A 22,524-nucleotide genomic window follows, 5' to 3' on the forward strand; every position below is an offset into this window, starting at 1 on the left:
TGGACCTACGGCGTAGTAAGTCGTACGGGCGACCGTCAGGCGCCCAACCCTCCAAGCCTAAGCCATGGAAGGGAGGGCGCCTGACACGCCCATTGCTTACCGAGAGCCTCTGGAATCCCTAAAAGGGGGACTACCAGGAGCTCTTGGTCACGCCCGGCAGCTCGCCACGGTGAGCCATCTCACGAAGGCACACGCGGCACAGGCCGAACTTGCGGTACACGGAGTGCGGACGGCCGCAGCGCTGGCAGCGGGTGTAGCCACGCACACCGAACTTGGGCTTGCGAGCAGCCTTGGCAATCAGAGCCTTCTTCGCCATCTCGCTCACGCCTCCTTGAACGGGAAGCCGAGGTGACGAAGGAGCGCGCGGCCCTCAGCGTCGTTGGTCGCCGTGGTGACCACGGTGATGTCCATGCCCCGGGTACGGTCGATCTTGTCCTGGTCGATCTCGTGGAACATGACCTGCTCCGTGAGACCGAAGGTGTAGTTGCCACGGCCGTCGAACTGCTTGGGGGACAGGCCGCGGAAGTCGCGGATGCGCGGCAGCGCGAGCGACAGGGTGCGGTCCAGGAACTCCCACATGCGGTCGCCACGGAGCGTGACGTGGGCACCGATCGGCTGACCCTCACGCAGCTTGAACTGCGCGATGGACTTGCGGGCCTTGGTGACGGCCGGCTTCTGACCGGTGATGGTGGTCAGGTCGCGGATCGCGCCCTCGATCAGCTTCGAGTCACGGGCGGCGTCGCCGACACCCATGTTGACCACGATCTTGACGAGGCCGGGAACCTGCATGACGTTCTCGTACTTGAACTCGTCACGCAGCTTGCCCGCGATCTCCTCGCGGTACTTCGTCTTGAGACGCGGAGTGGTGGTGGTAGCCATCAGATGTCCTCACCCGTCCGCTTGGCAACGCGGATCTTGTTGCCCTCGTCGTCGAAGCGGTAACCGACGCGCGTGACGACCTTGTTGCCGTCCTTCTCCACGACCAGCTGAACGTTGGACACGTGGATCGGGGCCTCGGTGGTCACGATGCCGCCGGCCTGGGAACCGCGAGCGGTCGGGCCGGCCTTGGTGTGCTTCTTGACCCGGTTGACACCCTCGACCAGGACACGGTCCTCGCGGGGGTAGGCCGCGATGACCTTGCCCTGCTTGCCCTTGTCCTTACCGGTGATGACCTGGACCAGGTCGCCCTTCTTGATCTTCATGCTTACAGCACCTCCGGCGCGAGCGAGATGATCTTCATGAACTTCTTCTCGCGCAGCTCACGGCCGACCGGGCCGAAGATGCGGGTGCCGCGAGGGTCGCCGTCGTTCTTCAGAATGACGGCGGCGTTCTCGTCGAAGCGGATGTACGAGCCGTCCGGACGGCGGCGCTCCTTGACGGTGCGAACGATGACCGCCTTGACGACGTCACCCTTCTTCACGTTGCCACCGGGGATCGCGTCCTTGACGGTGGCGACGATGACGTCACCGATGCCCGCGTAGCGGCGACCGGAGCCACCGAGCACACGGATGCAAAGGATCTCCTTCGCACCAGTGTTGTCGGCGACACGCAGTCGCGACTCCTGCTGGATCACGTCTATCTCCTGTTTGTCTGCCGGTTCCCGGCAGGGGCCCCCTCTTTACGAGGGGAGCCCCTGCCGAGCCTGGCGGAACTGTCCTGCGGGGATGCCCGCAGGAGAATTACTTGGCCTTCTCGAGGATCTCGACGACGCGCCAGCGCTTCGTCGCGGACAGCGGCCGGGTCTCCATCAGGAGGACGCGGTCGCCGACACCCGCGGCGTTCTGCTCGTCGTGCGCCTTGAGCTTGTTCGTACGGCGGATGACCTTGCCGTACAGCGCGTGCTTGACGCGGTCCTCGACGGCGACGACGACGGTCTTGTCCATCTTGTCGCTGACGACCAGACCCTCACGGGTCTTGCGGAAACCGCGCGCCTCGGTGTTCTCAGTCACGTTCTTCTCGCTCATCAGGCGTTCTCCACCGTCTCGATGCCGAGCTCACGCTCACGCATGAGGGTGTAGATCCGGGCGATGTCCTTGCGGACCGCCTTGAGACGGCCGTGGTTCTCGAGCTGGCCGGTCGCCGCCTGGAAGCGGAGGTTGAACAGCTCTTCCTTGGCCTCGCGGAGCTTCGCCAGAAGCTCCTCGTTACCCAGCTCGCGCAGCTCGGACGCCTTGGTACCGGCCGACATCACGCTTCACCTGCCTCGCGCTTGACGATCCGGCACTTCATCGGCAGCTTGTGGGCCGCACGGGTCAGCGCCTCACGGGCGATCTTCTCGTTGGGGTAGGACAGCTCGAACATCACCCGGCCCGGGTGAACGTTCGCGATCCACCACTCCGGCGAACCCTTACCGGAACCCATGCGGGTCTCGGCAGGCTTCTTGGTGAGGGGACGGTCCGGGTAGATGTTGATCCAGACCTTGCCGCCACGCTTGATGTGGCGGGTCATCGCGATACGGGCCGCCTCGATCTGGCGGTTGGTCACGTACGCCGGCGTGAGGGCCTGGATGCCGTACTCGCCGAACGCAACCGTCGTACCGCCCTTGGCCTGACCGCGGCGCTTCGGGTGGTGCTGCTTGCGGTGCTTGACCCTACGGGGGATCAGCATGTCGGTCAGGCCTCCGTTCCGGTGCTCTCAGCCGGAGCGGACGCGGGAGCCTCGGCCTTGGGGGCCTCGGCGCCGGCAGCCTGCTGCGGCTTGCGACCGCGCCGCTCGCCACCACGGCCACCACGGGCCGGGCGGTCGGCACCACCACGGGCCGGGCGGTTACCCGCACGGGCCGCAGCGTTCTCGGCGCGGACCTCGGCGATGTTCTTGACGTCGCCCTTGTAGATCCAGACCTTCACACCGATGCGGCCGAAGGTCGTCTTGGCCTCGAAGAAGCCGTAGTCCACGTTCGCACGGAGCGTGTGCAGGGGCACACGGCCCTCGCGGTAGAACTCCGAGCGGGACATCTCGGCGCCGCCGAGGCGGCCACCGCACTGGATCTTGATGCCCTTGGCGCCGGCCTTCATCGCCGACTGCATGCTCTTACGCATGGCGCGGCGGAAGGAGACGCGGGAGGAGAGCTGCTCGGCAACGGCCTGGGCAACCAGCTGAGCGTCGGTCTCGGGGTTCTTGACCTCGAGGATGTTCAGCTGGACCTGCTTGCCCGTGAGCTTCTCGAGGTCGCCGCGGATGCGGTCGGCCTCGGCGCCACGGCGGCCGATGACGATGCCCGGACGAGCGGTGTGGATGTCCACACGCACGCGGTCACGGGTGCGCTCGATCTCCACCTTCGAGATACCGGCGCGCTCCATGCCGGACGTCATCATCCGACGGATGGCGACGTCTTCCTTGACGTAGTCCTTGTACAGCTTGTCGGCGTACCAACGCGACTTGAAGTCGGTCGTGACACCGAGCCGGAACCCGTGCGGGTTTACCTTCTGGCCCATTACCGGGTTCCTTCCTTGCTGCTGACGACCACGGTGATGTGGCTGGTCCGCTTGCGGATCCGGTAGGCACGGCCCTGGGCGCGCGGCCGGAACCGCTTCAGGGTCGGGCCCTCGTCGACGTAGGCCTCGGAGATGTAGAGGCTGTCGGCGTCGGTGTGGTCGTAGTTGTGCGCGGCGTTGGCGATGGCGCTGTCGAGCACCTTGCCGACCGGCACGGAGGCTGCCTGCGGAGCGAATCGCAGAACAGCCTGGGCCTCCGTGGCGTCCATGCCACGGATGAGGTCCACCACGCGGCGGGCCTTCATGGGCGTGACGCGGATGTACCGCGCCTGGGCCCTGGCTTCCATGGTTGTCCCTTCAGTTACTTACGTGTCTGAATGCGATCCGCTACTAGCGGCGCTTCGACTTCCGGTCTTCCTTGACGTGGCCCCGGAAGGTGCGGGTCGGCGAGAACTCGCCGAGCTTGTGGCCGACCATCGACTCGGTGACGAACACCGGGATGTGGGTCTTGCCGTTGTGCACCGCGATCGTGTGGCCCAGCATCTGCGGGACGATCATCGAGCGACGGGACCAGGTCTTGATGACGTTCTTGGTGCCGGCTTCGTTCTGGGCGTCCACCTTCTTGATCAGGTGGTCGTCGACGAAGGGCCCCTTCTTCAAGCTACGAGGCATCTCAACCCGTCCTTAGCGCTTCTTGTTCGTCTTGCGGCGGCGGACGATGTACTTGTTCGACGCCTTCTTGGGCGAACGAGTACGGCCTTCCTTCTTGCCCCACGGGGACACAGGGTGGCGACCACCGGAGGTCCGGCCCTCACCACCACCGTGCGGGTGGTCAACCGGGTTCATCACGACACCACGGACGGTCGGGCGAACGCCCAGCCACCGCTTACGGCCGGCCTTGCCCCAGTTGATGTTGCTCTGCTCGGCGTTGCCGACCTCACCGACGGTGGCGCGGCAGCGGACGTCGACCAGGCGGATCTCGCCGGACGGCATGCGCAGGTGGGCGTAGGCGCCCTCCTTCGCGAGCAGCTGCACGGAGGCACCGGCGGAGCGGGCGAACTTGGCACCGCCACCGGGACGGAGCTCGATCGCGTGGATCGTGGTACCGACCGGGATGTTGCGGAGGGCCAGGTTGTTGCCCGGCTTGATGTCGGCCCCCGGACCGTTCTCCACGGTGTCACCCTGCTGCAGGTTGCGCGGGGCGAGGATGTAGCGCTTCTCGCCGTCGGCGTAGTGCAGCAGCGCGATGCGCGCGGTGCGGTTGGGGTCGTACTCGATGTGCGCGACCTTCGCCGGCACGCCGTCCTTGTCGTGACGACGGAAGTCGATCACTCGGTAGGCGCGCTTGTGTCCGCCACCCTGGTGGCGAACGGTCACACGACCGGCGTTGTTACGGCCGCCCTTGCTGTGCAGGGGGCGGACCAGCGACTTCTCCGGCGTGGACCGCGTGACCTCGACGAAGTCGGCGACGCTGGCGCCACGACGGCCCGGCGTAGTCGGCTTGTACTTGCGGATTCCCATTTCTCAGTCCTCGTCCGATATCGGACGATCCGGACCGCCCTTAGGCGGTCGGACCGCCGAAGATGTCGATACGGTCGCCCTCGGCGAGGGTCACGATCGCGCGCTTGGTCGCCGCACGCTGGCCGAAGCCGGTGCGGGTCCGCTTGCGCTTGCCCTGGCGGTTGATCGTGTTGACCCCGGTGACCTTGACGTCGAAGACCGCCTGGACGGCCTGCTTGATCTGGGTCTTGTTGGCGCCCGGGGCGACGACGAACGTGTACTTGTTCTCGTCGAGGAGCGCGTAGCTCTTCTCCGAGACGACCGGCTTGAGCAGCACGTCACGGGGGTCCGTGAAGGACTTGCTCAGCGGGGTCTCGACGGTGTTCTTGCCCTCGGCGGCGTGACGACGCGCCTTGGCGACGCGCGCGGCCTTGGCGGCCTTGGCCGCCTTCGAGGCAATGCTCGGGTGACGCGTAGCCATCAGGCCTCGCTCCCTTCGGTGTCGTTGGCCTTCGGGCCGGCGACGAAGGACTCGAAAGCGGCCTGGGTGAAGACCACGTCGTCCGAGACGAGAACGTCGTACGTGTTCAGCTGGCCCGGCTCCAGGATGTGGACCTGGGGCAGGTTGCGGGCGGACAGCCACGCGGCCTCGTCGGCGCGGTCGACGACCAGGAGCAGGTTCTTGCGCTCCGAGATCTTGCCGAACAGCGACTTGGCGGCCTTCGTGGAGGGGGTCGCACCCTCGACCACGCCGGAGACGACGTGGATGCGGTTGTGACGCGCCCGGTCGGTGAGGGCACCGCGCAGGGCGGCGGCCTTCATCTTCTTCGGGGTCCGCTGCGAGTAGTCACGCGGCACGGGACCGTGCACGACGCCACCACCGGCGAACTGCGGCGCGCGGGTCGAACCCTGACGGGCGCGACCGGTGCCCTTCTGGCGGTACGGCTTCTTGCCACCACCACGGACTTCACCGCGGGTCTTGGTCTTGTGCGTGCCCTGGCGGGCAGCGGCCAGCTGCGCGACGACGACCTGGTGGATCAGCGGAACGCTGACCTTGGCGTCGAAGATCTCCGCGGGGAGCTCGACGGAACCGGCCTTCTCGCCCGCCGGCGAAAGGATGTCAACAGTGCTCATCGGTTACCTCAGGCCCCCTTGGCCGCGGTGCGGACCAGGACGAGGCCGCCGTTCGGACCGGGAACCGCGCCCTTGATGAGCAGCAGACCCTTCTCCGCGTCAACGGCGTGGACGGTCAGGTTCTGGGTGGTGACCCGCTCGTTGCCCATGCGACCCGCCATGCGGAGGCCCTTGAACACGCGGCCCGGGGTGGCGCAGCCACCGATGGAACCCGGGGAGCGGTGCTTGCGCTGGGTGCCGTGCCCGGCGCCGAGGCCACGGAAGTTGTGGCGCTTCATGACACCGGCGAAGCCCTTGCCCTTGCTCTTGCCGGTGACGTCGACCTTCACGCCGGCCTCGAACACCTCAGCGGTGATCTCCTGGCCCAGCGTGTACTCGGAGGCGTCCGCGGTGCGGATCTCGACGAGGTGACGACGGGGGGTGACGTCGGCCTTGGCGAAGTGGCCCTTGAGGGGCTTGTTCACCTTGCGCGGGTCGATCTCGCCGAAGGCGATCTGAACGGACTCGTAGCCGTCCACGTCATTCGTACGGACCTGGGTGACGACGTTCGGGCCGGCCTTGACGACGGTGACCGGAACAACACGGTTGTTCTCGTCCCACACCTGCGTCATGCCGAGCTTCTCGCCCAGGATGCCCTTGATCTGCTTAGCCATTCTCAGCCCACCAGCCTCAGAGCTTGATCTCGATGTCGACACCGGCCGGCAGGTCGAGTCGCATCAGAGAGTCAACGGTCTTGGGGGTCGGGTCGAGAATGTCGATCAGGCGCTTGTGCGTGCGCATCTCGAAGTGCTCGCGCGAGTCCTTGTACTTGTGCGGCGACTTGATGACGCAGTACACGTTCTTCTCAGTGGGCAGCGGCACCGGGCCCGCGACCGACGCACCAGTGCGGGTCACCGTCTCGACGATCTTCTTCGCCGAGGAGTCGATGACCTCGTGGTCGTAGGCCTTGAGCCGGATGCGGATCTTCTGTCCCGCCATGGCTACTCAGTAGTCCTGTCTCTCTTACGCTCTGGAACCCGGTGGATTCCTTCTCGCCCCTCGCTTCTCCGACCCACGCGGTCGGGCGTGTCGCGCTCCCGCTGACATGGATGTCCCTTGTTCGAACATCCCTGCGGGGAATGCGACGGCCCTTCCGGAACCGCGGACCGGGGACCTCGGGCCCACCGGGCGCCTGGTCGGTGCCGCGCCCACACTTCCCGGAAGATTCCCGTACGTCCGCCCCAGTGCTGCCCGAGGGCAGTTAGGGCGACGAGTACTGTGGGACTCGCTTCCGGTCCTCCCGGCGGGAGGCGCGCAGCATCAACACTCGACCGAGCAACTCGGACAGTCTGCCATATGGGGCGGGCGGCTGGCCAATCGGGCCGAAGAGATTACCCCGATGGTGACGTAGGTCAAACCGGCGCCGGGCCGGGGCGGGGCGTGAAGCCTTGGGGAGCGTTCTGTGCTCGCCCTGTAGCCCGGTACCAGGCGATCCGCTTCGACCGCAGGCTCCGTGTCAGGATCGTCGCTACGAGATCACTTCGGGGTACGACGGCGATGGCTGGCTACTGCGAGGTCGAGTGCGGGTTCCCCTGATCGTGTTGGCCCTGCTCGACGTGGAGGTCCCGCAGTCGGGCCGAGGGCCCATGGGAGAGCCGCGCTGGGGTCGGAGGATCTGGATCGATCGGGAGCGGCTACGCCCGGAGCGCATGACCGACCCGCATGAACAGGAACGCGAGATCAGCTAGTTGCTGGTGGACCACCGTCTGAACTGCGTTCCCCCGCGCCCCGGAGCAGTCCCGCCGCTGCCCTGCTCGGGCGGCGTGCATCGCCTTGCCATCGAAGACAGCTACTACCGGCTTCTGGGCGCGCGGCGCGCCTTCGACATCGCCCACGGGGAGTACGGCTGGCGCCTGGCCGAGAACGCCGAGAGGCACCTGCCGACCTGGCTGGAGCTGCGCTGCCCGGGGCCGGCAGACCGCGACCGGCGGCCCACACCAGGAAATCGACCCGGGAACAAGCCGTCGCGGCGGCAGAACGCCATCTGAGGACGAAGGCGTACCCGGAGCGCGCGGACTCCGTCGTCATGCTTCCGGACACGGCGATCGAGTTCCCGCGCTCGGTCGCGGTCGTACCGCACGACGGAGCGGACCCCCACTTCCCGCCCACCTTCCTGCCGACCCACCAGTACCTGTCGCTGCGGACGGCCGGCGTCTGGCCGGACGCCGGGTGGGGCGTCGACCCGGATCGGCAGGCCATGGCCTGGTTGTAGGCCATGTACGGCGGCCTGGTGGACGGGCCGCGCCGTCCCCGGTGCACGAGTCGGCCACCGCCTGGCTGATGGCCTGCCGGGCACTGCCCAGCACGGCTTCCCCGTAGTTCCCAAGGGCGGGGCACCCCCAGCGGCTCAACGCGCGCGGCTGCCTGGCCGCCCTGCACTGCGGGATCGACGGACCCCCGTCCGTCCCCCTGCCTGGTACTCCGTCCCATGAGGCCCCCGGCTGGCGGGGCCGACGCCGGCGCCGCTACTTCCCGGAGTTCGACGAAGTGATCAGGGCGGTCGGGAAACCGGGTCCGGACACCCGTCGGGTGATCTGGCTGCGGCGCGAGATCGGCGGCCACGCGCCTCAGGGAGCCTGCTGTACGCCCAGAACGACAAGGGGCGGGTGCTCCTCCTGGACAGCCTGACGGCCTCGGCCGCCCGCCCGGACCCGCCGACACTGCTCCGCAAGCCGGTCCGGCTGCGGGCCCTGCCCGGCCGTTCCCGGTGCTCTCGTCTCGCGTCTCGCGCTAGGCCGGGTCGGCCGGGTGCCACGGAGTGGGCCCGGAGGGTGGTGGGCCCCACTGCGGTGCGGGGGTCCACGTGGCGGCGAGCCGGCGGCGGTGACGGCTGCGCCGGACGGCGGTGACGACGATGATGGTCGCGGCCGCGGCAAAGCCGGCGATGAAGCAGCCGATCCCCGCGGCGATGCTGCCGATAGCGGCGCCCACCTCGGGCCTGTCCCCCAGCGCGAACTCGGCCGGCAGCTCCGAGGTGCAGGTGAGCGTGTAGTCACCGGTGCTGCCGGGCTTCACCTCGAAGACGCGGTCCCAGGTGCGGGACCCCAGGGTGATGCGGAAGGTGCTGGACGGCTGGGTCATCGACCCGGACCGCATCTCCGGGATCCGGCAGTCGACATGGCCCGTCCCGGACTGAGAGACGTAGATCGCCTTGGTCTGCCCCTCGACGAAGCTGAACGTCCGGGAGTCGCCGCCGGAGAAGCTGTGGGCGGTGTCGATGGAGTCCATCGTGTTCTTCACCGTCGCCACGATGAAGGCGATGCCGGCGCCGACCAGAACGAGACCCAGCAGCGCCGCGACCAGGTACCAGATGCGCCGGGGCCGCAAGTCCTTCGCCGGAATGTCCAACGGCACGGGAGGCGGGCCGCCGTACGGGGGTCCCCATGGATAGGGGTTCTGTATCGCCACTGCGTCGCCTACCTCACGAACGAGGGGGCTTGGCCGCGTACGGCAGGAAGTCCGCCCAGGCGGTGGGGGCGACGGCCAGCTGGGGACCCTCGGTGTTCTTGGAGTCGCGGATGTGGATGGTGGTGGGGGTGGGGGCGACTTCGAGGCAGTCGTTGCCGTTGCTGCTGTCGCTGTAGCTGCTCTTGAACCAGTGGAGTTCCGGGGTGCTCATAGTTCTCCCAGCGCTTGTTCGATGAAGACCAGAGACTCCTCTGGCGTGAGCGCCTGAGCCCGGATGATGCCATAGCGCAGGTCGAGGACGCGGAGCTGCCTCGGGTGCGAGACGGGCCGGCCCGAGAAGTCACCGTCGGTACGGCCCATCCCCGTACCGTCCGCGAACTTCAGCACCTGGATACGGCCCCCCGTCCCGGGGTGGTTCGCGCGCGAGGTCGGCATCACCTGAAGCTCCACGAAGGGCAACCGAGCTACCTCCAGCATGTGTTCGAGCTGTCGGCGCAACACCATTGTGTCCCCGATCGGACGGCGTAGCGTCACCTCTTCCTGGACGAAACTGAACTCCGGTGCGGGCGAGCGCTCGAAGACGGCCTTCCGGGCCATGCGAGCACCCACCATCCGCTCCAGCTGGTCCGGTGAGTAGGCCGGACGCCAGGTGCGAAGCAGCGCTCGCGCGTACTCCTCCGTCTGCAGCAGGCCATGGATGTTGTGGTTGCTGTAGAGCGACATCTCCACCGCCCGCTCCTCCATCTCCGCCAGCTCCCGCACCTTCTTCGGATATCGGGCCTTGCGCATGTCCTCCATGAAGGCCCTCAGATGCCCCTGCGCCTTCAGCAGCCGGTCCACCCTGTCCAGGAACTCCGGTCGCGGGATACGGGCGCCCCGCTCGATCTTGCGGATCATGTCCTCGCCGTACCCGACGGCCTCGGCCAGCTCGGACACCGTCAGCCCAGCCGCCTCCCTGCACACCCTGAGCAGCCGCCCCACCGCCTGGACCACCGGCTCGATCTCGTCGCCCGGCTCGACGTCCCAGCCCGCCTCGTCCACACCCTCGCCCATGTCTCCTCCTCCGCCGCGCGCTCGTACCCGTACAACGCCCGAGACAGCCGGGACAGCCGAGACAAAGCCGGGACAGTCACCGTACGTAGGGGCGTCGTCACTCCCTTACGGAAGCAGGTGCGGCCACGCTGAGTGATGTGAATCAAGAAATGGCTGCCCCGGAAGACCAACTCGTCGATCCGGTTCCCCACTTCAGCGTCCGCCTGTCCCCCACGCCACGCGGCGCCCGCCTCGCACGGCTACTCGCCGAACAGCAACTGCGCGCCTGGGGGCTGCCGTTGGAGAGGGCGACGCACATCGTCGCCGAGCTCGCCGCGAACGCCGCCACCCACGGCCGCGTCCCCGGCCGCGACTTCCAGTTGCTGCTCCACGTCGTCGCCGACACGCTCCGCATCGAGGTCACCGACACGCGCGGTGACCGCCTACCCCGGCTCCGACAACCGCCGTCAGACACGGAATCAGGCCGCGGACTCGTCCTCGTCGAAGCCCTCGCCGACCGCTGGGGCGTCACCGTCGGACGCCACCCGCGCAAGACCGTCTGGGCCGAAGTCACCTTCCCCGCGCCGGAACCCGGCGGACCCTGCTCCGGCGCCACGGACGGTCCTTCCCAAGGAAGAAAACGAAGGTGAGCGCGACCCGGTTCCTCGCTGTCAGGCCTGGCGGGCCGAGGACGCGAGGCGATCGGCGAGCTCGATGACGAGGCCGCGTAGTTCGTCGGGGCGCTCGATGACGAACGGCCGGTCGAGTGAGGCGAGTAGCGGAGGCAACCAGTCGAGCCGCTCCGCCCGCAGCTCAACGCGCAGCCAGCGCTCGGTCGCCCGGTCCTCGCATGCCGCGGGCCCCTGCTCCTCCAGGCTCGCGACGCTGGCGGGGAGATGGGCGCGGATCTGCTCGACCGTGCCGTGGATCCGCAAGGTCACCTCATGCTGGTACTCAGCCGTGGCGAACCCTGACAACACCCGCTGTGCCGGACCGGGACCCGCCGGCGCTTCGAATGAGCCGGGCAGGGCCCGCGCGTCTGCGATGCGATCGAGCCGGAAGGTTCGGTCCTCGCCGATCTCGGGGTCCGTGCCCGTGACGTACCACCGGCCCGAATGGGTGACGATCCCGTACGCGTGCAGTGTGCGTTCGCTGCGCCGTCCGTCGCGGTCGGTGTACCGGATCGAGACCGGTCGGCGGTGGCGCACCGCATCGGCGATGGTGAGCAGGACCCCGGCGTCCGGGGTGTCGGACTCGCCCGGCTGTTCCGTGAAGGCGAGGGATTCCAGGAGTGTGTCGAGTCGGCGGGCGATGTGCTTGGGCAGCACCCGCCGGATCTTGGCCGATGCAGTCTCGTTTGCCGTGTGCTGCGCCGTCGTCAGCCCTGCCCGGCGGCCGGCGACCAGGCCGAGCAGCACGGCCAGCGCCTCGTCGTCGCTGAGCATGAGCGGAGGCAAGCGGTACCCGGGGGCGAGCCGGTACCCGCCGTAGCGGCCGCGCACCGATTCCACGGGCACGTCCAGGTCGATCAGCTGGTCCACGTACCGCCGCACGGTGCGCCCTTCGACGCCGAGCCGGTCCGCGAGTTCCGCCACCGTCCGGGTGCCGCCCGACTGCAGCAGCTCCAGGAGTGTCAGCACGCGTCCAGTGGGTCGAGGCATGGGCACAACATAGCGCGAATACAGGACCGATTCTGTCCACTATTTCTCCTAGCCTGCGACGTGCACGCCTCCGCACAGCCAAGGAGATCTCCATGGACTTCGTCTCGATCCGCATCATCACCGGCGACGTAGCGCGCCTCGTCGAGTTCTACGAGCGGGCCACCGGGGCGCGGGCGACGTGGGCCACCGAAGACTTCGCCGAGCTCAAGACCCCGGGCGCCACCCTCGCGATCGCCGGCACCCGCACCGTCCCGCTGTTCGCCCCGGGCTCTGCCCGCCCGGCGGACAACCACAGCGTGATCACCGAGTTCCTCGTCGACGACGTGGACCGCGTTCACCAGAACCTGACCGGCTTCGTCACCGACTTCGTCAACGGGCCCACCACGATGCCCTGGGGAAACCGGTCGCTGCTGTTCCGCGACCCCGACGGCAACCTCGTCAACTTCTTCACGCCCGTCACCCCGGCAGCCATCGAAAAGTTCGCACGCTGACGCCACGCACAGCCGCTCACGCGGGGGCCCTGAGATCCCAGGGCTCCCGATGAACGGGCCCCCGCCTGTTCCTCTCCGCCACCGACGCCGAGCACCGAGCGCCCGGTGTCGCCGCCTCGCTGGAGCGCGACCTCACTCCCACCGCCGTGCGCCACGCCGAGCCGTCCGAGCCCGACCGGCACCCCCTCCAGATCTGCGACGGCCGCGACCGCGCCTTCCGCGCACCGCGCCCCGGCCACCGCCGCGACTGCCGAACCGGTCCTGCCCAGAGCCGCTGCTCGCCCGCGAAAAAGCGAAGAGGCCCGCACGACCGAAGTCGTACGGGCCTCCCCTTAGGTCAGACCCTGAGGTCGTCGACCCTCAAGCAAGCGGAACTTACTTGACGATCTTGGTGACCTGGCCGGCGCCCACGGTGCGGCCACCCTCACGGATGGCGAACTTCAGGCCCTCCTCCATGGCGACGGGCTGGATGAGGTCCACCTTCATCTCGGTGTTGTCACCCGGCATGACCATCTCGGTGCCCTCGGGGAGGGTCACCACGCCGGTCACGTCCGTCGTACGGAAGTAGAACTGCGGGCGGTAGTTGTTGAAGAACGGCGTGTGGCGGCCACCCTCGTCCTTGGACAGGATGTAGGCCTGCGCCTCGAACTCGGTGTGCGGGGTGACCGAGCCCGGCTTGATGATGACCTGGCCGCGCTCGACGTCCTCGCGCTTGATGCCACGGAGGAGCAGACCGACGTTCTCACCGGCCTGGCCCTCGTCGAGCAGCTTGCGGAACATCTCGATGCCGGTGACCGTGGTGGAGGTCTTCTCGGTCTTGATGCCGATGATGTCGACGGTCTCGTTGACCTTCAGGACACCACGCTCGATACGGCCGGTGACGACCGTACCGCGACCGGTGATCGTGAAGACGTCCTCGATCGGCATGAGGAACGGCTTGTCGACGTCGCGCTCCGGCTGCGGGATCGACTCGTCGACGGCGTTCATCAGGTTGAGGACGGAGTCCACCCACTCCTTCTCGCCCTCGAGGGCCTTGAGAGCGGAGACCTTGACGACCGGAACGTCGTCGCCCGGGAACTCGTACTCGGAGAGGAGCTCACGGACCTCGAGCTCGACGAGCTCCAGGATCTCCTCGTCGTCCACCATGTCGGCCTTGTTCAGGGCGACGACGATGTACGGAACGCCGACCTGGCGGGCCAGGAGCACGTGCTCCTTGGTCTGCGGCATCGGGCCGTCGGTGGCGGCGACCACCAGGATCGCGCCGTCCATCTGGGCGGCACCGGTGATCATGTTCTTGATGTAGTCCGCGTGACCCGGGCAGTCGACGTGGGCGTAGTGACGCGCCTCGGTCTGGTACTCGACGTGCGCGATGGAGATGGTGATACCGCGCTGGCGCTCCTCGGGCGCCTTGTCGATGTTGTCGAACGGGGTGGCCTCGTTCAGGTCCGGGTACGCGTCGTGCAGCACCTTGGTAATGGCGGCCGTGAGGGTCGTCTTACCGTGGTCGATGTGACCGATGGTGCCGATGTTGACGTGCGGCTTAGTCCGCTCGAACTTCGCCTTCGCCACTGGGGTCCTCCTGTGGAGTGGTTCTGTACGCCTTACTTCATCGGCGCCAGGTGATCTTTGCTGTAAAGGCCCGGAACCGGGGGCAAACATCCGGGTTTACGGTTGTTTGCCCCTTGAGGCTCCGGAGTCAAGCCTACGGCGTGTGAACGCGGTGCGTTACTCGCCCTTGGCCTTCGCGATGATCTCCTCGGCGACGTTCCGCGGAACCTCGGCGTAGGAGTCGAACTGCATGGAGTAGCTCGCACGGCCGGACGTCTTGCTGCGCAGGTCGCCGACGTAACCGAACATCTCCGAAAGGGGCACGAGGCCCTTCACGACGCGGGCACCGGCCCGCTCCTCCATGGCCTGGATCTGGCCACGGCGGGAGTTGATGTCACCGATGACCTCACCCATGTAGTCCTCGGGCGTGGTGACCTCGACGGCCATCATCGGCTCGAGCAGCACGGGGCTGGCCTTGCGCGCGGCCTCCTTGAAGGCCTGCGAACCGGCGATCTTGAAGGCGAGCTCGGAGGAGTCGACCTCGTGGTAGGCACCGTCGTGCAGGATCACGCGGACACCGGTCATCTCGTAACCGGCGAGGATGCCGAACTGCATGGCCTCCTGCGCACCGGCGTCCACCGAAGGGATGTACTCCTTCGGGATACGGCCACCGGTCACCTTGTTCACGAACTCGTACGAGGTGTCGCCACCCTCGAGCGGCTCGATGCCGATCTGCACCTTCGCGAACTGACCGGTACCACCGGTCTGCTTCTTGTGGGTGTAGTCGACGCGCTCGACGGCCTTGCGGATCGTCTCGCGGTAGGCCACCTGCGGCTTGCCGACGTTGGCCTCGACCTTGAACTCACGGCGCATACGGTCGACCAGCACCTCGAGGTGCAGCTCGCCCATACCACCGATGATGGTCTGGCCGGTCTCCTCGTCCGAGTGGACCTGGAAGGACGGGTCCTCCTCGGCCAGGCGCTGGATCGCGACGCCGAGCTTCTCCTGGTCGCCCTTCGACTTGGGCTCGATGGCGACCTGGATGACCGGCGCCGGGAAGTCCATGGACTCCAGGATGACCGGGTTCTTGTCGTCGGACAGCGTCTCACCGGTGGTGGTCTGCTTCAGGCCCATGACGGCGACGATGTCGCCGGCGCCCACCGACTCGATCTCCTCACGCTTGTTGGCGTGCATGCGGTAGATCTTGCCGATGCGCTCCTTCTTGCCCTTGACGGAGTTCAGCACCGAAGAGCCGGACTCCAGGCGGCCCGAGTAGACCCGGACGAAGGTGAGCTTGCCGAGGTGCGGGTCGCTCATGATCTTGAACGCCAGCGCCGAGAGGGGCTCCTCGTCGGACGGCTTGCGCTTGACGACGACCTCGGGGTCCTTGACGTCGTGGCCCTCGATGGCCTCGATGTCGACCGGGGACGGCAGGTAGCGCACGACCGCGTCGAGCAGGGGCTGGACGCCCTTGTTCTTGAACGCGGTGCCGCAGAACACCGGAGTCACGGTGGTGCCGGTGCCCTTGCCGGACGCGATGGTGATACGACGGATCGCGGCGTACAGCTGCTCCTCGGTGGGCTCCTGGCCCTCCAGGTACAGCTCCATGATCTCTTCGTCGTTCTCGGCGACGGCCTCGACCAGCTTGCCGCGGTACTCCTCGGCAGCCTCGGTGTGGGTGTCCGGGATGTCGACGACGTCGTACATCTCGCCCTTGGTGGCCTCGGCGGACCACACGAGCGCCTTCATGCGGACCAGGTCCACGACGCCCTTGAAGTCGGCCTCGGCACCGATCGGCAGCTGCATCACGATCGGCTGAGCGCCCAGGCGGTCAGAGATCATGTCGACGCAGCGGTGGAACTCGGCACCGGTCCGGTCGAGCTTGTTGACGAAGCAGATACGCGGAACGCCGTAGCGGTCCGCCTGACGCCACACCGTCTCGGACTGCGGCTCAACGCCGGCGACGCCGTCGAACACCGTCACGGCACCGTCGAGCACGCGCAGGGAGCGCTCCACCTCGACGGTGAAGTCGACGTGGCCCGGGGTGTCGATGATGTTGATGGTGTGGTCGACGTCCTCCAGCGGCCAGTGACAGGTGGTGGCAGCAGAGGTGATCGTGATGCCACGCTCCTGCTCCTGCTCCATCCAGTCCATGGTGGCAGCGCCGTCGTGGACCTCACCGATCTTGTAAGACACACCGGTGTAGAACAGGATCCGCTCGGTGGTGGTCGTCTTGCCCGCGTCGATGTGGGCCATGATGCCGATGTTGCGCACCTTGGCCAGGTCAAGTGAAGTGGTAGCCATAAGGCTTCAGTCTTCTCTCGGTCTCGATGTGGGTAGCGACTACCAGCGGTAGTGCGCGAAGGCCTTGTTGGACTCGGCCATCTTGTGGGTGTCCTCGCGCTTCTTCACGGCCGCACCGAGGCCGTTCGAGGCGTCGAGAAGCTCGTTGAGGAGACGCTCGGTCATGGTCTTCTCGCGACGGGCGCGGGAGTAACCGACCAGCCAGCGCAGCGCCAGGGTGTTGGCACGGCCGGGCTTGACCTCGACCGGGACCTGGTAGGTGGCGCCACCGACACGGCGGGACTTGACCTCGAGGGTCGGCTTGATGTTCTCGAGAGCGCGCTTCAGCGTGATGACCGGGTCGTTGCCGGTCTTGTCGCGCAGGCCCTCCATGGCGCCGTAGACGATGCGCTCGGCGGTGGAGCGCTTGCCGTTCAGCAGCACCTTGTTGATCAGGGAGGTCACCAGAGGAGAACCGTAGACCGGGTCGATGATGACCGGGCGCTTCGGGGCGGGGCCCTTACGAGGCATTCTTACTTCTCCTTCTTGGCGCCGTAACGGCTGCGGGCCTGCTTGCGGTTCTTGACACCCTGGGTGTCGAGGGAGCCGCGGATGATCTTGTAGCGAACACCCGGCAGGTCCTTCACACGGCCGCCGCGCACGAGCACGATGGAGTGCTCCTGCAGGTTGTGTCCCTCACCCGGAATGTAAGCGGTGACCTCGATGCCGCTGGTCAGACGCACACGCGCGACCTTGCGGAGGGCCGAGTTCGGCTTCTTCGGGGTGGTCGTGAACACACGCGTGCAGACGCCACGACGCTGAGGGGATCCCTCGAGTGCGGGCGTCTTGTTCTTCTCGACCTTGTCCTGCCGGCCCTTGCGGACCAGCTGCTGGATCGTAGGCACTACTTCTCCGGTTTCTGTGTGCCGATGGGTACAGCTAACCTGGAACGTCTCCGACCCACGCGGTCGGGTGTGTCGAATCCGGCGGACTCCCGCCGCAAGGCGAAAAGAGCACAGATTACGGTGGCCGCTTGTGGCTCGCCATGCGGTCTGAAGGCACGCACGAGAGCCAGGGCACACCCCAGGCACAAGGTCTGAGCGTACCTACCTCATTCGCTGTGGTCAAAACAAATGGGACCCGCCCCTATCACGTCGGGCGTGCTGTCAAGACCCTTCGCCGTGCCACCCCTGTCCGGTTGCCGGAATCCGGCGGTCGAAACGGCCGAAACACCGCCGAATCGGCCACTGGCACCGCCGCCCGGATTCCGGGGGCGGTCATGGGCGCCGCCGTGAGCGAGGCCGGCGGGGGCGGGGACACAAGGAGCCGGACGCGTCCGTCCGCCCGCCGCGCACCAGCTACGCGCGCCACGGGCTGATCAGCGGGCCGGTCGATTTCCTGCTGTACGCCGCCGGGAACCTGCTCCCCTGGATGTGACGGCACGAGGAGGCCGGGCGAAGCACGCCCGGCCGCGTCCCGGGCCCGCTGGAGCGCGGCCGCGCGGCTGGGGGCGGCCGGAGACGGCCCGGCTCGCCGCCACGGACGTGACCCGTCGCCCGGGGGCGGGTCGGCGCTGCTGGTGTTCGAGGCGGCACCCTGCGCCCGCTCCGTGGCCGTCTCGGGGCACTCCGGCGCCCGCCGGCAGGAGCTGGTCTCGGAGTGCTCTCTGAAGGCCCCTGTCCGGGCCGGGGTCGCCGTACCGGCACCGGTCGGCGGCGAGCTGTCCCTGAACGTCCGCGCCTCCGCGCGGTGGCGGATCGCGGCGCGGGCGGAGGCGGAGCTGCCGCTGGCGGGGCGGGGCACCGAGGTGGTCCTCAGGGACGGCGCCTCCCGCGCGTTCGAGTCCGACCAGCACGACGGCGGCCGGTTCGCCGTCCACCTGCTCACGCCGGACCTGCGTACCGGCCGCTCACCGGCCGCCGGGCGAGGCAGGGCGCTGCTGCACCTCGCCGCCCCCTGCGCGAGCCGCGCGTCCGAGCCGCCCCTGGACACGCCGAAGGGCGGCCACCCCGAGGGGTGACCGCCCGTCAGCTCAAGCTGCTCGCTTACTGGTTGTACGGACCGTAGTCGTAGTCCTCCAGCGGGACGGCCTGGCCGGAGCCGGTGCCGAACGGCGAGTAGTCGATGTCGTCGTAGCCGACGGCCGAGTACATCGCGGCCTTGGCCTCCTCGGTCGGCTCGACCCGGATGTTGCGGTAGCGGGACAGGCCCGTACCGGCCGGGATGAGCTTACCGATGATGACGTTCTCCTTGAGGCCGATGAGGCTGTCGGACTTGGCGTTGATCGCCGCGTCCGTCAGGACTCGGGTCGTCTCCTGGAAGGAGGCGGCCGACAGCCAGGACTCCGTCGCCAGCGAGGCCTTGGTGATACCCATCAGCTGCGGACGACCGGAGGCCGGGTGACCGCCCTCCTGGACCACACGACGGTTCTCGGTCTCGAACTTCGAGCGCTCGACCAGCTCGCCGGGCAGCAGCTCGGCGTCGCCGGACTCGATGATCGTCACACGGCGCAGCATCTGCCGGATGATGATCTCGATGTGCTTGTCGTGGATCGACACACCCTGCGAGTTGTAGACCTTCTGGACCTCGCCGACCAGGTGGACCTGGACGGCACGCTGGCCCAGGATGCGCAGCACGTCGTGCGGGTTGGTGGCACCCACGGTGAGCTGCTGGCCCACCTCGACGTGCTCACCCTCGCTGACCAGGACCTTGGCACGCTTCGAGATCGGGTAGGCCGTCTCGTCGCTGCCGTCGTCCGGGGTGACGACGAGCTTCTTGGTCTTCTCGGTCTCCTCGATCCGGACGCGGCCGGAGGCCTCGGAGATCGGGGCGACACCCTTCGGGGTACGGGCCTCGAAGAGCTCGACGACACGCGGCAGACCCTGGGTGATGTCGTCACCGGCCACACCACCGGTGTGGAAGGTACGCATCGTCAGCTGGGTACCGGGCTCACCGATGGACTGGGCGGCGATGATGCCGACCGCCTCACCGATGTCGACCAGCTTGCCGGTGGCCAGCGAACGGCCGTAGCACATCGCGCAGGTGCCGACGGCGGACTCACAGGTCAGGACCGAGCGGGTCTTGACCTCCGCGACGCCGTTCTTGACCAGCTCGTCGATGAGCACGTCGCCGAGGTCGGTACCGGCCGGGGCCAGCACCTTGCCGTCGACCACGATGTCCTCGGCGAGGCAGCGCGCGTACACGGACGTCTCGACGTCGTCCGCCTTGCGCAGCACGCCGTCCGCGCCGACCTCCGCGATGTGGAGCTTGAGGCCGCGCTCGGTGCCGCAGTCCTCCTCGCGGATGATGACGTCCTGGGAGACGTCGACCAGACGACGGGTGAGGTAGCCCGAGTCGGCGGTACGAAGGGCGGTGTCCGCCAGACCCTTACGGGCACCGTGCGTGGAGATGAAGTACTCCAGCACGGACAGACCCTCACGGAACGACGCCTTGATGGGCCGCGGGATCGTCTCGTTCTTCGCGTTCGACACCAGACCACGCATACCGGCAATCTGACGCATCTGCATCATGTTGCCTCGTGCACCCGAGTTCACCATCATGAAGATCGGGTTGGTCTTCGGGAAGTTCTCGTTCATCGCCTCGGCGACCTCGTTGGTCGCCTTGGTCCAGATCGCGATGAGCTCCTGCGTGCGCTCGTCCTTGGTGATCAGACCGCGCTCGTACTGCTTCTGGACCTTCTCGTCCTGCGCCTCGTAACCCTTGACGATCTCCTTCTTCGCCTCGGGAACGACGACGTCGGAGATGGCGACGGTGACACCGGAACGGGTGGCCCAGTAGAAGCCGGAGGCCTTCAGGTTGTCGAGCGTCGCCGCCACGATGACCTTCGGGTAGCGCTCGGCGAGGTCGTTGACGATCTCGGAGAGCTGCTTCTTGCCGACCTCGTAGTCGACGAACGGGTAGTCCTCGGGCAGCAGCTCGTTGAAGAGCGCGCGGCCCAGGGTGGTGTTCAGGCGGAAGCTGTCACCCTGCTGCCACTCCGGCTCGCCCTCCTCGCGCGCCGGCGGGGTCCAGCCGCGCGGCGGGATGGTGCCCACCGGGAAGCGGATGTCCACGCGCGACTGCAGCGAGAGCTCGCCGGCGTCGAACGCCATGATCGCCTCGGCCACGGACGCGAACGAGCGGCCCTCGCCCTTGACGTCACGCATCTCGCCGTCGGTGGTGAGGAAGAACAGACCGAGGACCATGTCCTGGGTCGGCATCGTCACCGGACGGCCGTCGGCCGGCTTGAGGATGTTGTTCGAGGACAGCATCAGGATGCGGGCCTCGGCCTGCGCCTCCGCGGACAGCGGCAGGTGCACGGCCATCTGGTCACCGTCGAAGTCCGCGTTGAACGCGGTGCAGACGAGCGGGTGGATCTGGATGGCCTTGCCCTCGACCAGCTGCGGCTCGAAGGCCTGGATGCCGAGGCGGTGCAGGGTGGGAGCACGGTTCAGCAGCACCGGGTGCTCGGCGATGACCTCTTCGAGGACGTCGTACACGACCGTGCGGCCGCGCTCCACCATGCGCTTGGCGCTCTTGATGTTCTGCGCGTGGTTCAGGTCGACCAGGCGCTTCATCACGAACGGCTTGAACAGCTCCAGCGCCATCGCCTTGGGCAGACCGCACTGGTGCAGCTTCAGCTGCGGACCGACGACGATCACGGAACGCGCCGAGTAGTCGACACGCTTACCGAGCAGGTTCTGACGGAATCGACCCTGCTTACCCTTCAGCATGTCGCTGAGGGACTTCAGCGGGCGGTTACCGGGACCGGTCACCGGCCGGCCGCGACGACCGTTGTCGAAGAGGGCGTCAACAGCCTCCTGAAGCATGCGCTTCTCGTTGTTGACGATGATCTCCGGGGCACCGAGGTCCAGGAGCCTCTTCAGACGGTTGTTGCGGTTGATGACACGGCGGTACAGGTCGTTCAGGTCGGAGGTCGCGAAGCGGCCACCGTCCAGCTGCACCATCGGACGCAGGTCCGGCGGGATGACCGGGACGCAGTCCAGGACCATGCCCTTGGGGCTGTTGGACGTCTGCAGGAACGCGGAGACGACCTTCAGGCGCTTGAGGGCACGGGTCTTCTTCTGGCCCTTGCCGGTGCGGATGATCTCGCGGAGGCGCTCGGCCTCCTCCTCCAGGTCGAAGGACTCCAGGCGCTTCTGCAGCGCCGCGGCACCCATCGAGCCGTCGAAGTACGTGCCGAAGCGGTCACGCAGCTCGCGGTAGAGCAGCTCGTCGCCCTCCAGGTCCTGGACCTTGAGGTTCTTGAACCGGTTCCACACCTCGTCGAGGCGGTCGATCTCGCGCTGCGCGCGGTCGCGCAGCTGCTTCATCTCGCGCTCGGCACCCTCGCGCACCTTGCGGCGCACGTCGGCCTTGGCGCCCTCGGCCTCCAGCTCGGCCAGGTCGGACTCGAGCTTCTTGGCGCGGGCCTCCAGGTCGGCGTCGCGGCGGTTCTCGATCTGCTGGCGCTCGACCGAGACGTGCGCCTCCAGGGAGGGCAGGTCGCGGGTACGGCGCTCCTCGTCGACGTACGTGATCATGTACGCCGCGAAGTAGATGACCTTCTCGAGGTCCTTCGGCGCCAGGTCCAGCAGGTAGCCGAGGCGCGACGGGACGCCCTTGAAGTACCAGATGTGCGTGACGGGGGCGGCCAGCTCGATGTGACCCATCCGCTCACGGCGCACCTTGGCGCGCGTGACCTCGACGCCACAGCGCTCGCAGATGATGCCCTTGAAGCGGACGCGCTTGTACTTGCCGCAGTAGCACTCCCAGTCCCGGGTCGGACCGAAGATCTTCTCGCAGAAGAGTCCGTCCTTCTCGGGCTTGAGGGTGCGGTAGTTGATGGTCTCGGGCTTCTTGACCTCGCCGTGGCTCCACTGACGGATGTCGTCAGCGGTGGCCAGGCCGATCCGGAGCTCGTCGAAGAAGTTGACGTCGAGCACTATGCGTCAATCCCTCTCAGGGTCGTAAGTCTTTGGTCTGTACGGGGGC

The 22,524-nt window shown here is 67.5% G+C and carries 29 protein-coding genes; 5 read left to right on the forward strand and 24 right to left on the reverse strand.

What is annotated here, in order from left to right; translation table 11 throughout:
- Positions 1-130: 130 nt before the first annotated feature.
- From AB0L59_RS07330 to rpsJ, 15 genes are all read right to left on the reverse strand, one after another.
- Positions 131-316, reverse strand: coding sequence for a type Z 30S ribosomal protein S14 (locus AB0L59_RS07330; RefSeq protein ID WP_003948630.1), 186 nt, complete (start codon positions 314-316; stop codon positions 131-133).
- 5 nt (positions 317-321) lie between these two features.
- Positions 322-879 carry a 50S ribosomal protein L5 gene (rplE, locus tag AB0L59_RS07335; RefSeq protein ID WP_015658460.1) on the reverse strand — a complete coding sequence of 186 codons (558 nt, stop codon included), beginning with the start codon at positions 877-879 and terminating at the stop codon, positions 322-324.
- Positions 879-1,202, reverse strand: a complete 324-nt coding sequence (gene rplX, locus AB0L59_RS07340; RefSeq protein ID WP_030671805.1) for a 50S ribosomal protein L24 — start codon at positions 1,200-1,202, stop codon at positions 879-881. The genes rplE and rplX overlap by 1 nt, the downstream gene beginning before the upstream one ends.
- Before the next feature lie 2 nt (positions 1,203-1,204).
- The gene (rplN, locus tag AB0L59_RS07345) at positions 1,205-1,573 is read right to left on the reverse strand and encodes a 50S ribosomal protein L14 (RefSeq protein WP_003998823.1); all 369 of its coding nucleotides are present in this window, start codon (positions 1,571-1,573) and stop codon (positions 1,205-1,207) included.
- A 106-nt stretch (positions 1,574-1,679) separates the two neighbouring features.
- Positions 1,680-1,964, reverse strand: a complete 285-nt coding sequence (rpsQ, locus tag AB0L59_RS07350; RefSeq protein WP_153539280.1) for a 30S ribosomal protein S17 — start codon at positions 1,962-1,964, stop codon at positions 1,680-1,682.
- The gene (gene rpmC / locus AB0L59_RS07355; protein WP_007494763.1) at positions 1,964-2,188 is read right to left on the reverse strand and encodes a 50S ribosomal protein L29; all 225 of its coding nucleotides are present in this window, start codon (positions 2,186-2,188) and stop codon (positions 1,964-1,966) included. Before rpmC ends, rpsQ begins: the two co-directional genes overlap by 1 nt.
- Positions 2,188-2,607 carry a 50S ribosomal protein L16 gene (rplP, locus tag AB0L59_RS07360; protein ID WP_004927269.1) on the reverse strand — a complete coding sequence of 140 codons (420 nt, stop codon included), beginning with the start codon at positions 2,605-2,607 and terminating at the stop codon, positions 2,188-2,190. Before rplP ends, rpmC begins: the two co-directional genes overlap by 1 nt.
- 5 nt (positions 2,608-2,612) lie before the next feature.
- Complete coding sequence (gene rpsC, locus AB0L59_RS07365; RefSeq protein ID WP_003998826.1) at positions 2,613-3,434, reverse strand: 30S ribosomal protein S3; 822 nt, start codon at positions 3,432-3,434, stop codon at positions 2,613-2,615.
- On the reverse strand, positions 3,434-3,781 hold the full coding sequence (gene rplV / locus AB0L59_RS07370; protein ID WP_019329637.1) for a 50S ribosomal protein L22: 348 nt from the start codon (positions 3,779-3,781) through the stop codon (positions 3,434-3,436). The genes rpsC and rplV overlap by 1 nt, the downstream gene beginning before the upstream one ends.
- Before the next feature lie 43 nt (positions 3,782-3,824).
- Positions 3,825-4,106 (reverse strand): 30S ribosomal protein S19, encoded by a 282-nt coding sequence (gene rpsS / locus AB0L59_RS07375; RefSeq protein WP_365580371.1) that lies wholly within the window; start codon positions 4,104-4,106, stop codon positions 3,825-3,827.
- Between the two features lie 12 nt (positions 4,107-4,118).
- The gene (gene rplB, locus AB0L59_RS07380) at positions 4,119-4,955 is read right to left on the reverse strand and encodes a 50S ribosomal protein L2 (RefSeq protein WP_030601203.1); all 837 of its coding nucleotides are present in this window, start codon (positions 4,953-4,955) and stop codon (positions 4,119-4,121) included.
- 40 nt (positions 4,956-4,995) lie between these two features.
- A complete protein-coding gene (gene rplW / locus AB0L59_RS07385) occupies positions 4,996-5,415 on the reverse strand; it encodes a 50S ribosomal protein L23 (RefSeq protein ID WP_365580374.1) in 420 nt (139 codons plus the stop codon).
- Positions 5,415-6,068 (reverse strand): 50S ribosomal protein L4, encoded by a 654-nt coding sequence (gene rplD, locus AB0L59_RS07390; RefSeq protein ID WP_365580377.1) that lies wholly within the window; start codon positions 6,066-6,068, stop codon positions 5,415-5,417. Before rplD ends, rplW begins: the two co-directional genes overlap by 1 nt.
- Positions 6,069-6,076: 8 nt before the next feature.
- Complete coding sequence (rplC, locus tag AB0L59_RS07395; RefSeq protein ID WP_014674369.1) at positions 6,077-6,721, reverse strand: 50S ribosomal protein L3; 645 nt, start codon at positions 6,719-6,721, stop codon at positions 6,077-6,079.
- Between the two features lie 16 nt (positions 6,722-6,737).
- Positions 6,738-7,046, reverse strand: coding sequence for a 30S ribosomal protein S10 (gene rpsJ / locus AB0L59_RS07400; RefSeq protein WP_003948644.1), 309 nt, complete (start codon positions 7,044-7,046; stop codon positions 6,738-6,740).
- A 755-nt stretch (positions 7,047-7,801) separates the two neighbouring features.
- Here rpsJ and AB0L59_RS07405 point away from each other — a divergent pair.
- Both AB0L59_RS07405 and AB0L59_RS07410 read left to right on the forward strand, forming a co-directional pair.
- Positions 7,802-8,095, forward strand: coding sequence for a hypothetical protein (locus tag AB0L59_RS07405; protein ID WP_365580380.1), 294 nt, complete (start codon positions 7,802-7,804; stop codon positions 8,093-8,095).
- Positions 8,096-8,133: 38 nt separating this feature from the next.
- Complete coding sequence (locus AB0L59_RS07410; protein ID WP_365580382.1) at positions 8,134-8,319, forward strand: hypothetical protein; 186 nt, start codon at positions 8,134-8,136, stop codon at positions 8,317-8,319.
- Positions 8,320-8,837: 518 nt separating this feature from the next.
- Here AB0L59_RS07410 and AB0L59_RS07415 read toward each other — a convergent pair.
- Genes AB0L59_RS07415 through AB0L59_RS07425 form a run of 3 tightly spaced genes read right to left on the reverse strand, consistent with a single transcriptional unit; the run spans position 8,838 to position 10,568 of the window.
- Complete coding sequence (locus AB0L59_RS07415) at positions 8,838-9,515, reverse strand: serine/arginine repetitive matrix protein 2 (protein ID WP_365580384.1); 678 nt, start codon at positions 9,513-9,515, stop codon at positions 8,838-8,840.
- Between the two features lie 13 nt (positions 9,516-9,528).
- On the reverse strand, positions 9,529-9,726 hold the full coding sequence (locus tag AB0L59_RS07420; protein ID WP_365580386.1) for a DUF397 domain-containing protein: 198 nt from the start codon (positions 9,724-9,726) through the stop codon (positions 9,529-9,531).
- Positions 9,723-10,568: a helix-turn-helix transcriptional regulator gene (locus tag AB0L59_RS07425; protein ID WP_365580389.1), complete on the reverse strand. Its 846-nt coding sequence runs from the start codon at positions 10,566-10,568 to the stop codon at positions 9,723-9,725. Before AB0L59_RS07425 ends, AB0L59_RS07420 begins: the two co-directional genes overlap by 4 nt.
- A 149-nt stretch (positions 10,569-10,717) precedes the next feature.
- On the opposite strand from AB0L59_RS07425, the gene AB0L59_RS07430 reads away from it, so the two are divergent.
- Complete coding sequence (locus tag AB0L59_RS07430; RefSeq protein ID WP_365580391.1) at positions 10,718-11,197, forward strand: ATP-binding protein; 480 nt, start codon at positions 10,718-10,720, stop codon at positions 11,195-11,197.
- Between the two features lie 21 nt (positions 11,198-11,218).
- Here AB0L59_RS07430 and AB0L59_RS07435 read toward each other — a convergent pair whose 3' ends face one another.
- Positions 11,219-12,208: a YafY family protein gene (locus AB0L59_RS07435; RefSeq protein ID WP_365580394.1), complete on the reverse strand. Its 990-nt coding sequence runs from the start codon at positions 12,206-12,208 to the stop codon at positions 11,219-11,221.
- Between the two features lie 92 nt (positions 12,209-12,300).
- On the opposite strand from AB0L59_RS07435, the gene AB0L59_RS07440 reads away from it, so the two are divergent.
- Positions 12,301-12,699 carry a VOC family protein gene (locus AB0L59_RS07440; protein ID WP_365580397.1) on the forward strand — a complete coding sequence of 133 codons (399 nt, stop codon included), beginning with the start codon at positions 12,301-12,303 and terminating at the stop codon, positions 12,697-12,699.
- Between the two features lie 375 nt (positions 12,700-13,074).
- Here the strand turns inward: AB0L59_RS07440 and tuf are convergent, their stop codons facing one another.
- From tuf to rpsL, 4 genes are all read right to left on the reverse strand, one after another.
- A complete protein-coding gene (tuf, locus tag AB0L59_RS07445; RefSeq protein WP_225824999.1) occupies positions 13,075-14,268 on the reverse strand; it encodes an elongation factor Tu in 1,194 nt (397 codons plus the stop codon).
- Positions 14,269-14,424: 156 nt separating this feature from the next.
- Positions 14,425-16,551, reverse strand: coding sequence for an elongation factor G (gene fusA / locus AB0L59_RS07450; RefSeq protein WP_365580400.1), 2,127 nt, complete (start codon positions 16,549-16,551; stop codon positions 14,425-14,427).
- Positions 16,552-16,590: 39 nt separating this feature from the next.
- A complete protein-coding gene (gene rpsG / locus AB0L59_RS07455) occupies positions 16,591-17,061 on the reverse strand; it encodes a 30S ribosomal protein S7 (RefSeq protein ID WP_009330725.1) in 471 nt (156 codons plus the stop codon).
- A gap of 2 nt (positions 17,062-17,063) precedes the next feature.
- Positions 17,064-17,435 (reverse strand): 30S ribosomal protein S12, encoded by a 372-nt coding sequence (gene rpsL, locus AB0L59_RS07460; RefSeq protein ID WP_003948652.1) that lies wholly within the window; start codon positions 17,433-17,435, stop codon positions 17,064-17,066.
- A 704-nt stretch (positions 17,436-18,139) separates the two neighbouring features.
- On the opposite strand from rpsL, the gene AB0L59_RS07465 reads away from it, so the two are divergent.
- The gene (locus tag AB0L59_RS07465; RefSeq protein ID WP_365580403.1) at positions 18,140-18,550 is read left to right on the forward strand and encodes a hypothetical protein; all 411 of its coding nucleotides are present in this window, start codon (positions 18,140-18,142) and stop codon (positions 18,548-18,550) included.
- Positions 18,551-18,575: 25 nt separating this feature from the next.
- On the opposite strand, the gene AB0L59_RS07470 is transcribed toward AB0L59_RS07465, so the two are convergent.
- A complete protein-coding gene (locus AB0L59_RS07470) occupies positions 18,576-22,475 on the reverse strand; it encodes a DNA-directed RNA polymerase subunit beta' (protein WP_365580406.1) in 3,900 nt (1,299 codons plus the stop codon).
- Positions 22,476-22,524: the final 49 nt, after the last annotated feature.

This window comes from Streptomyces sp. NPDC052109 (assembly GCF_040680195.1).
In the GTDB taxonomy this organism is placed as follows: domain Bacteria; phylum Actinomycetota; class Actinomycetes; order Streptomycetales; family Streptomycetaceae; genus Streptomyces.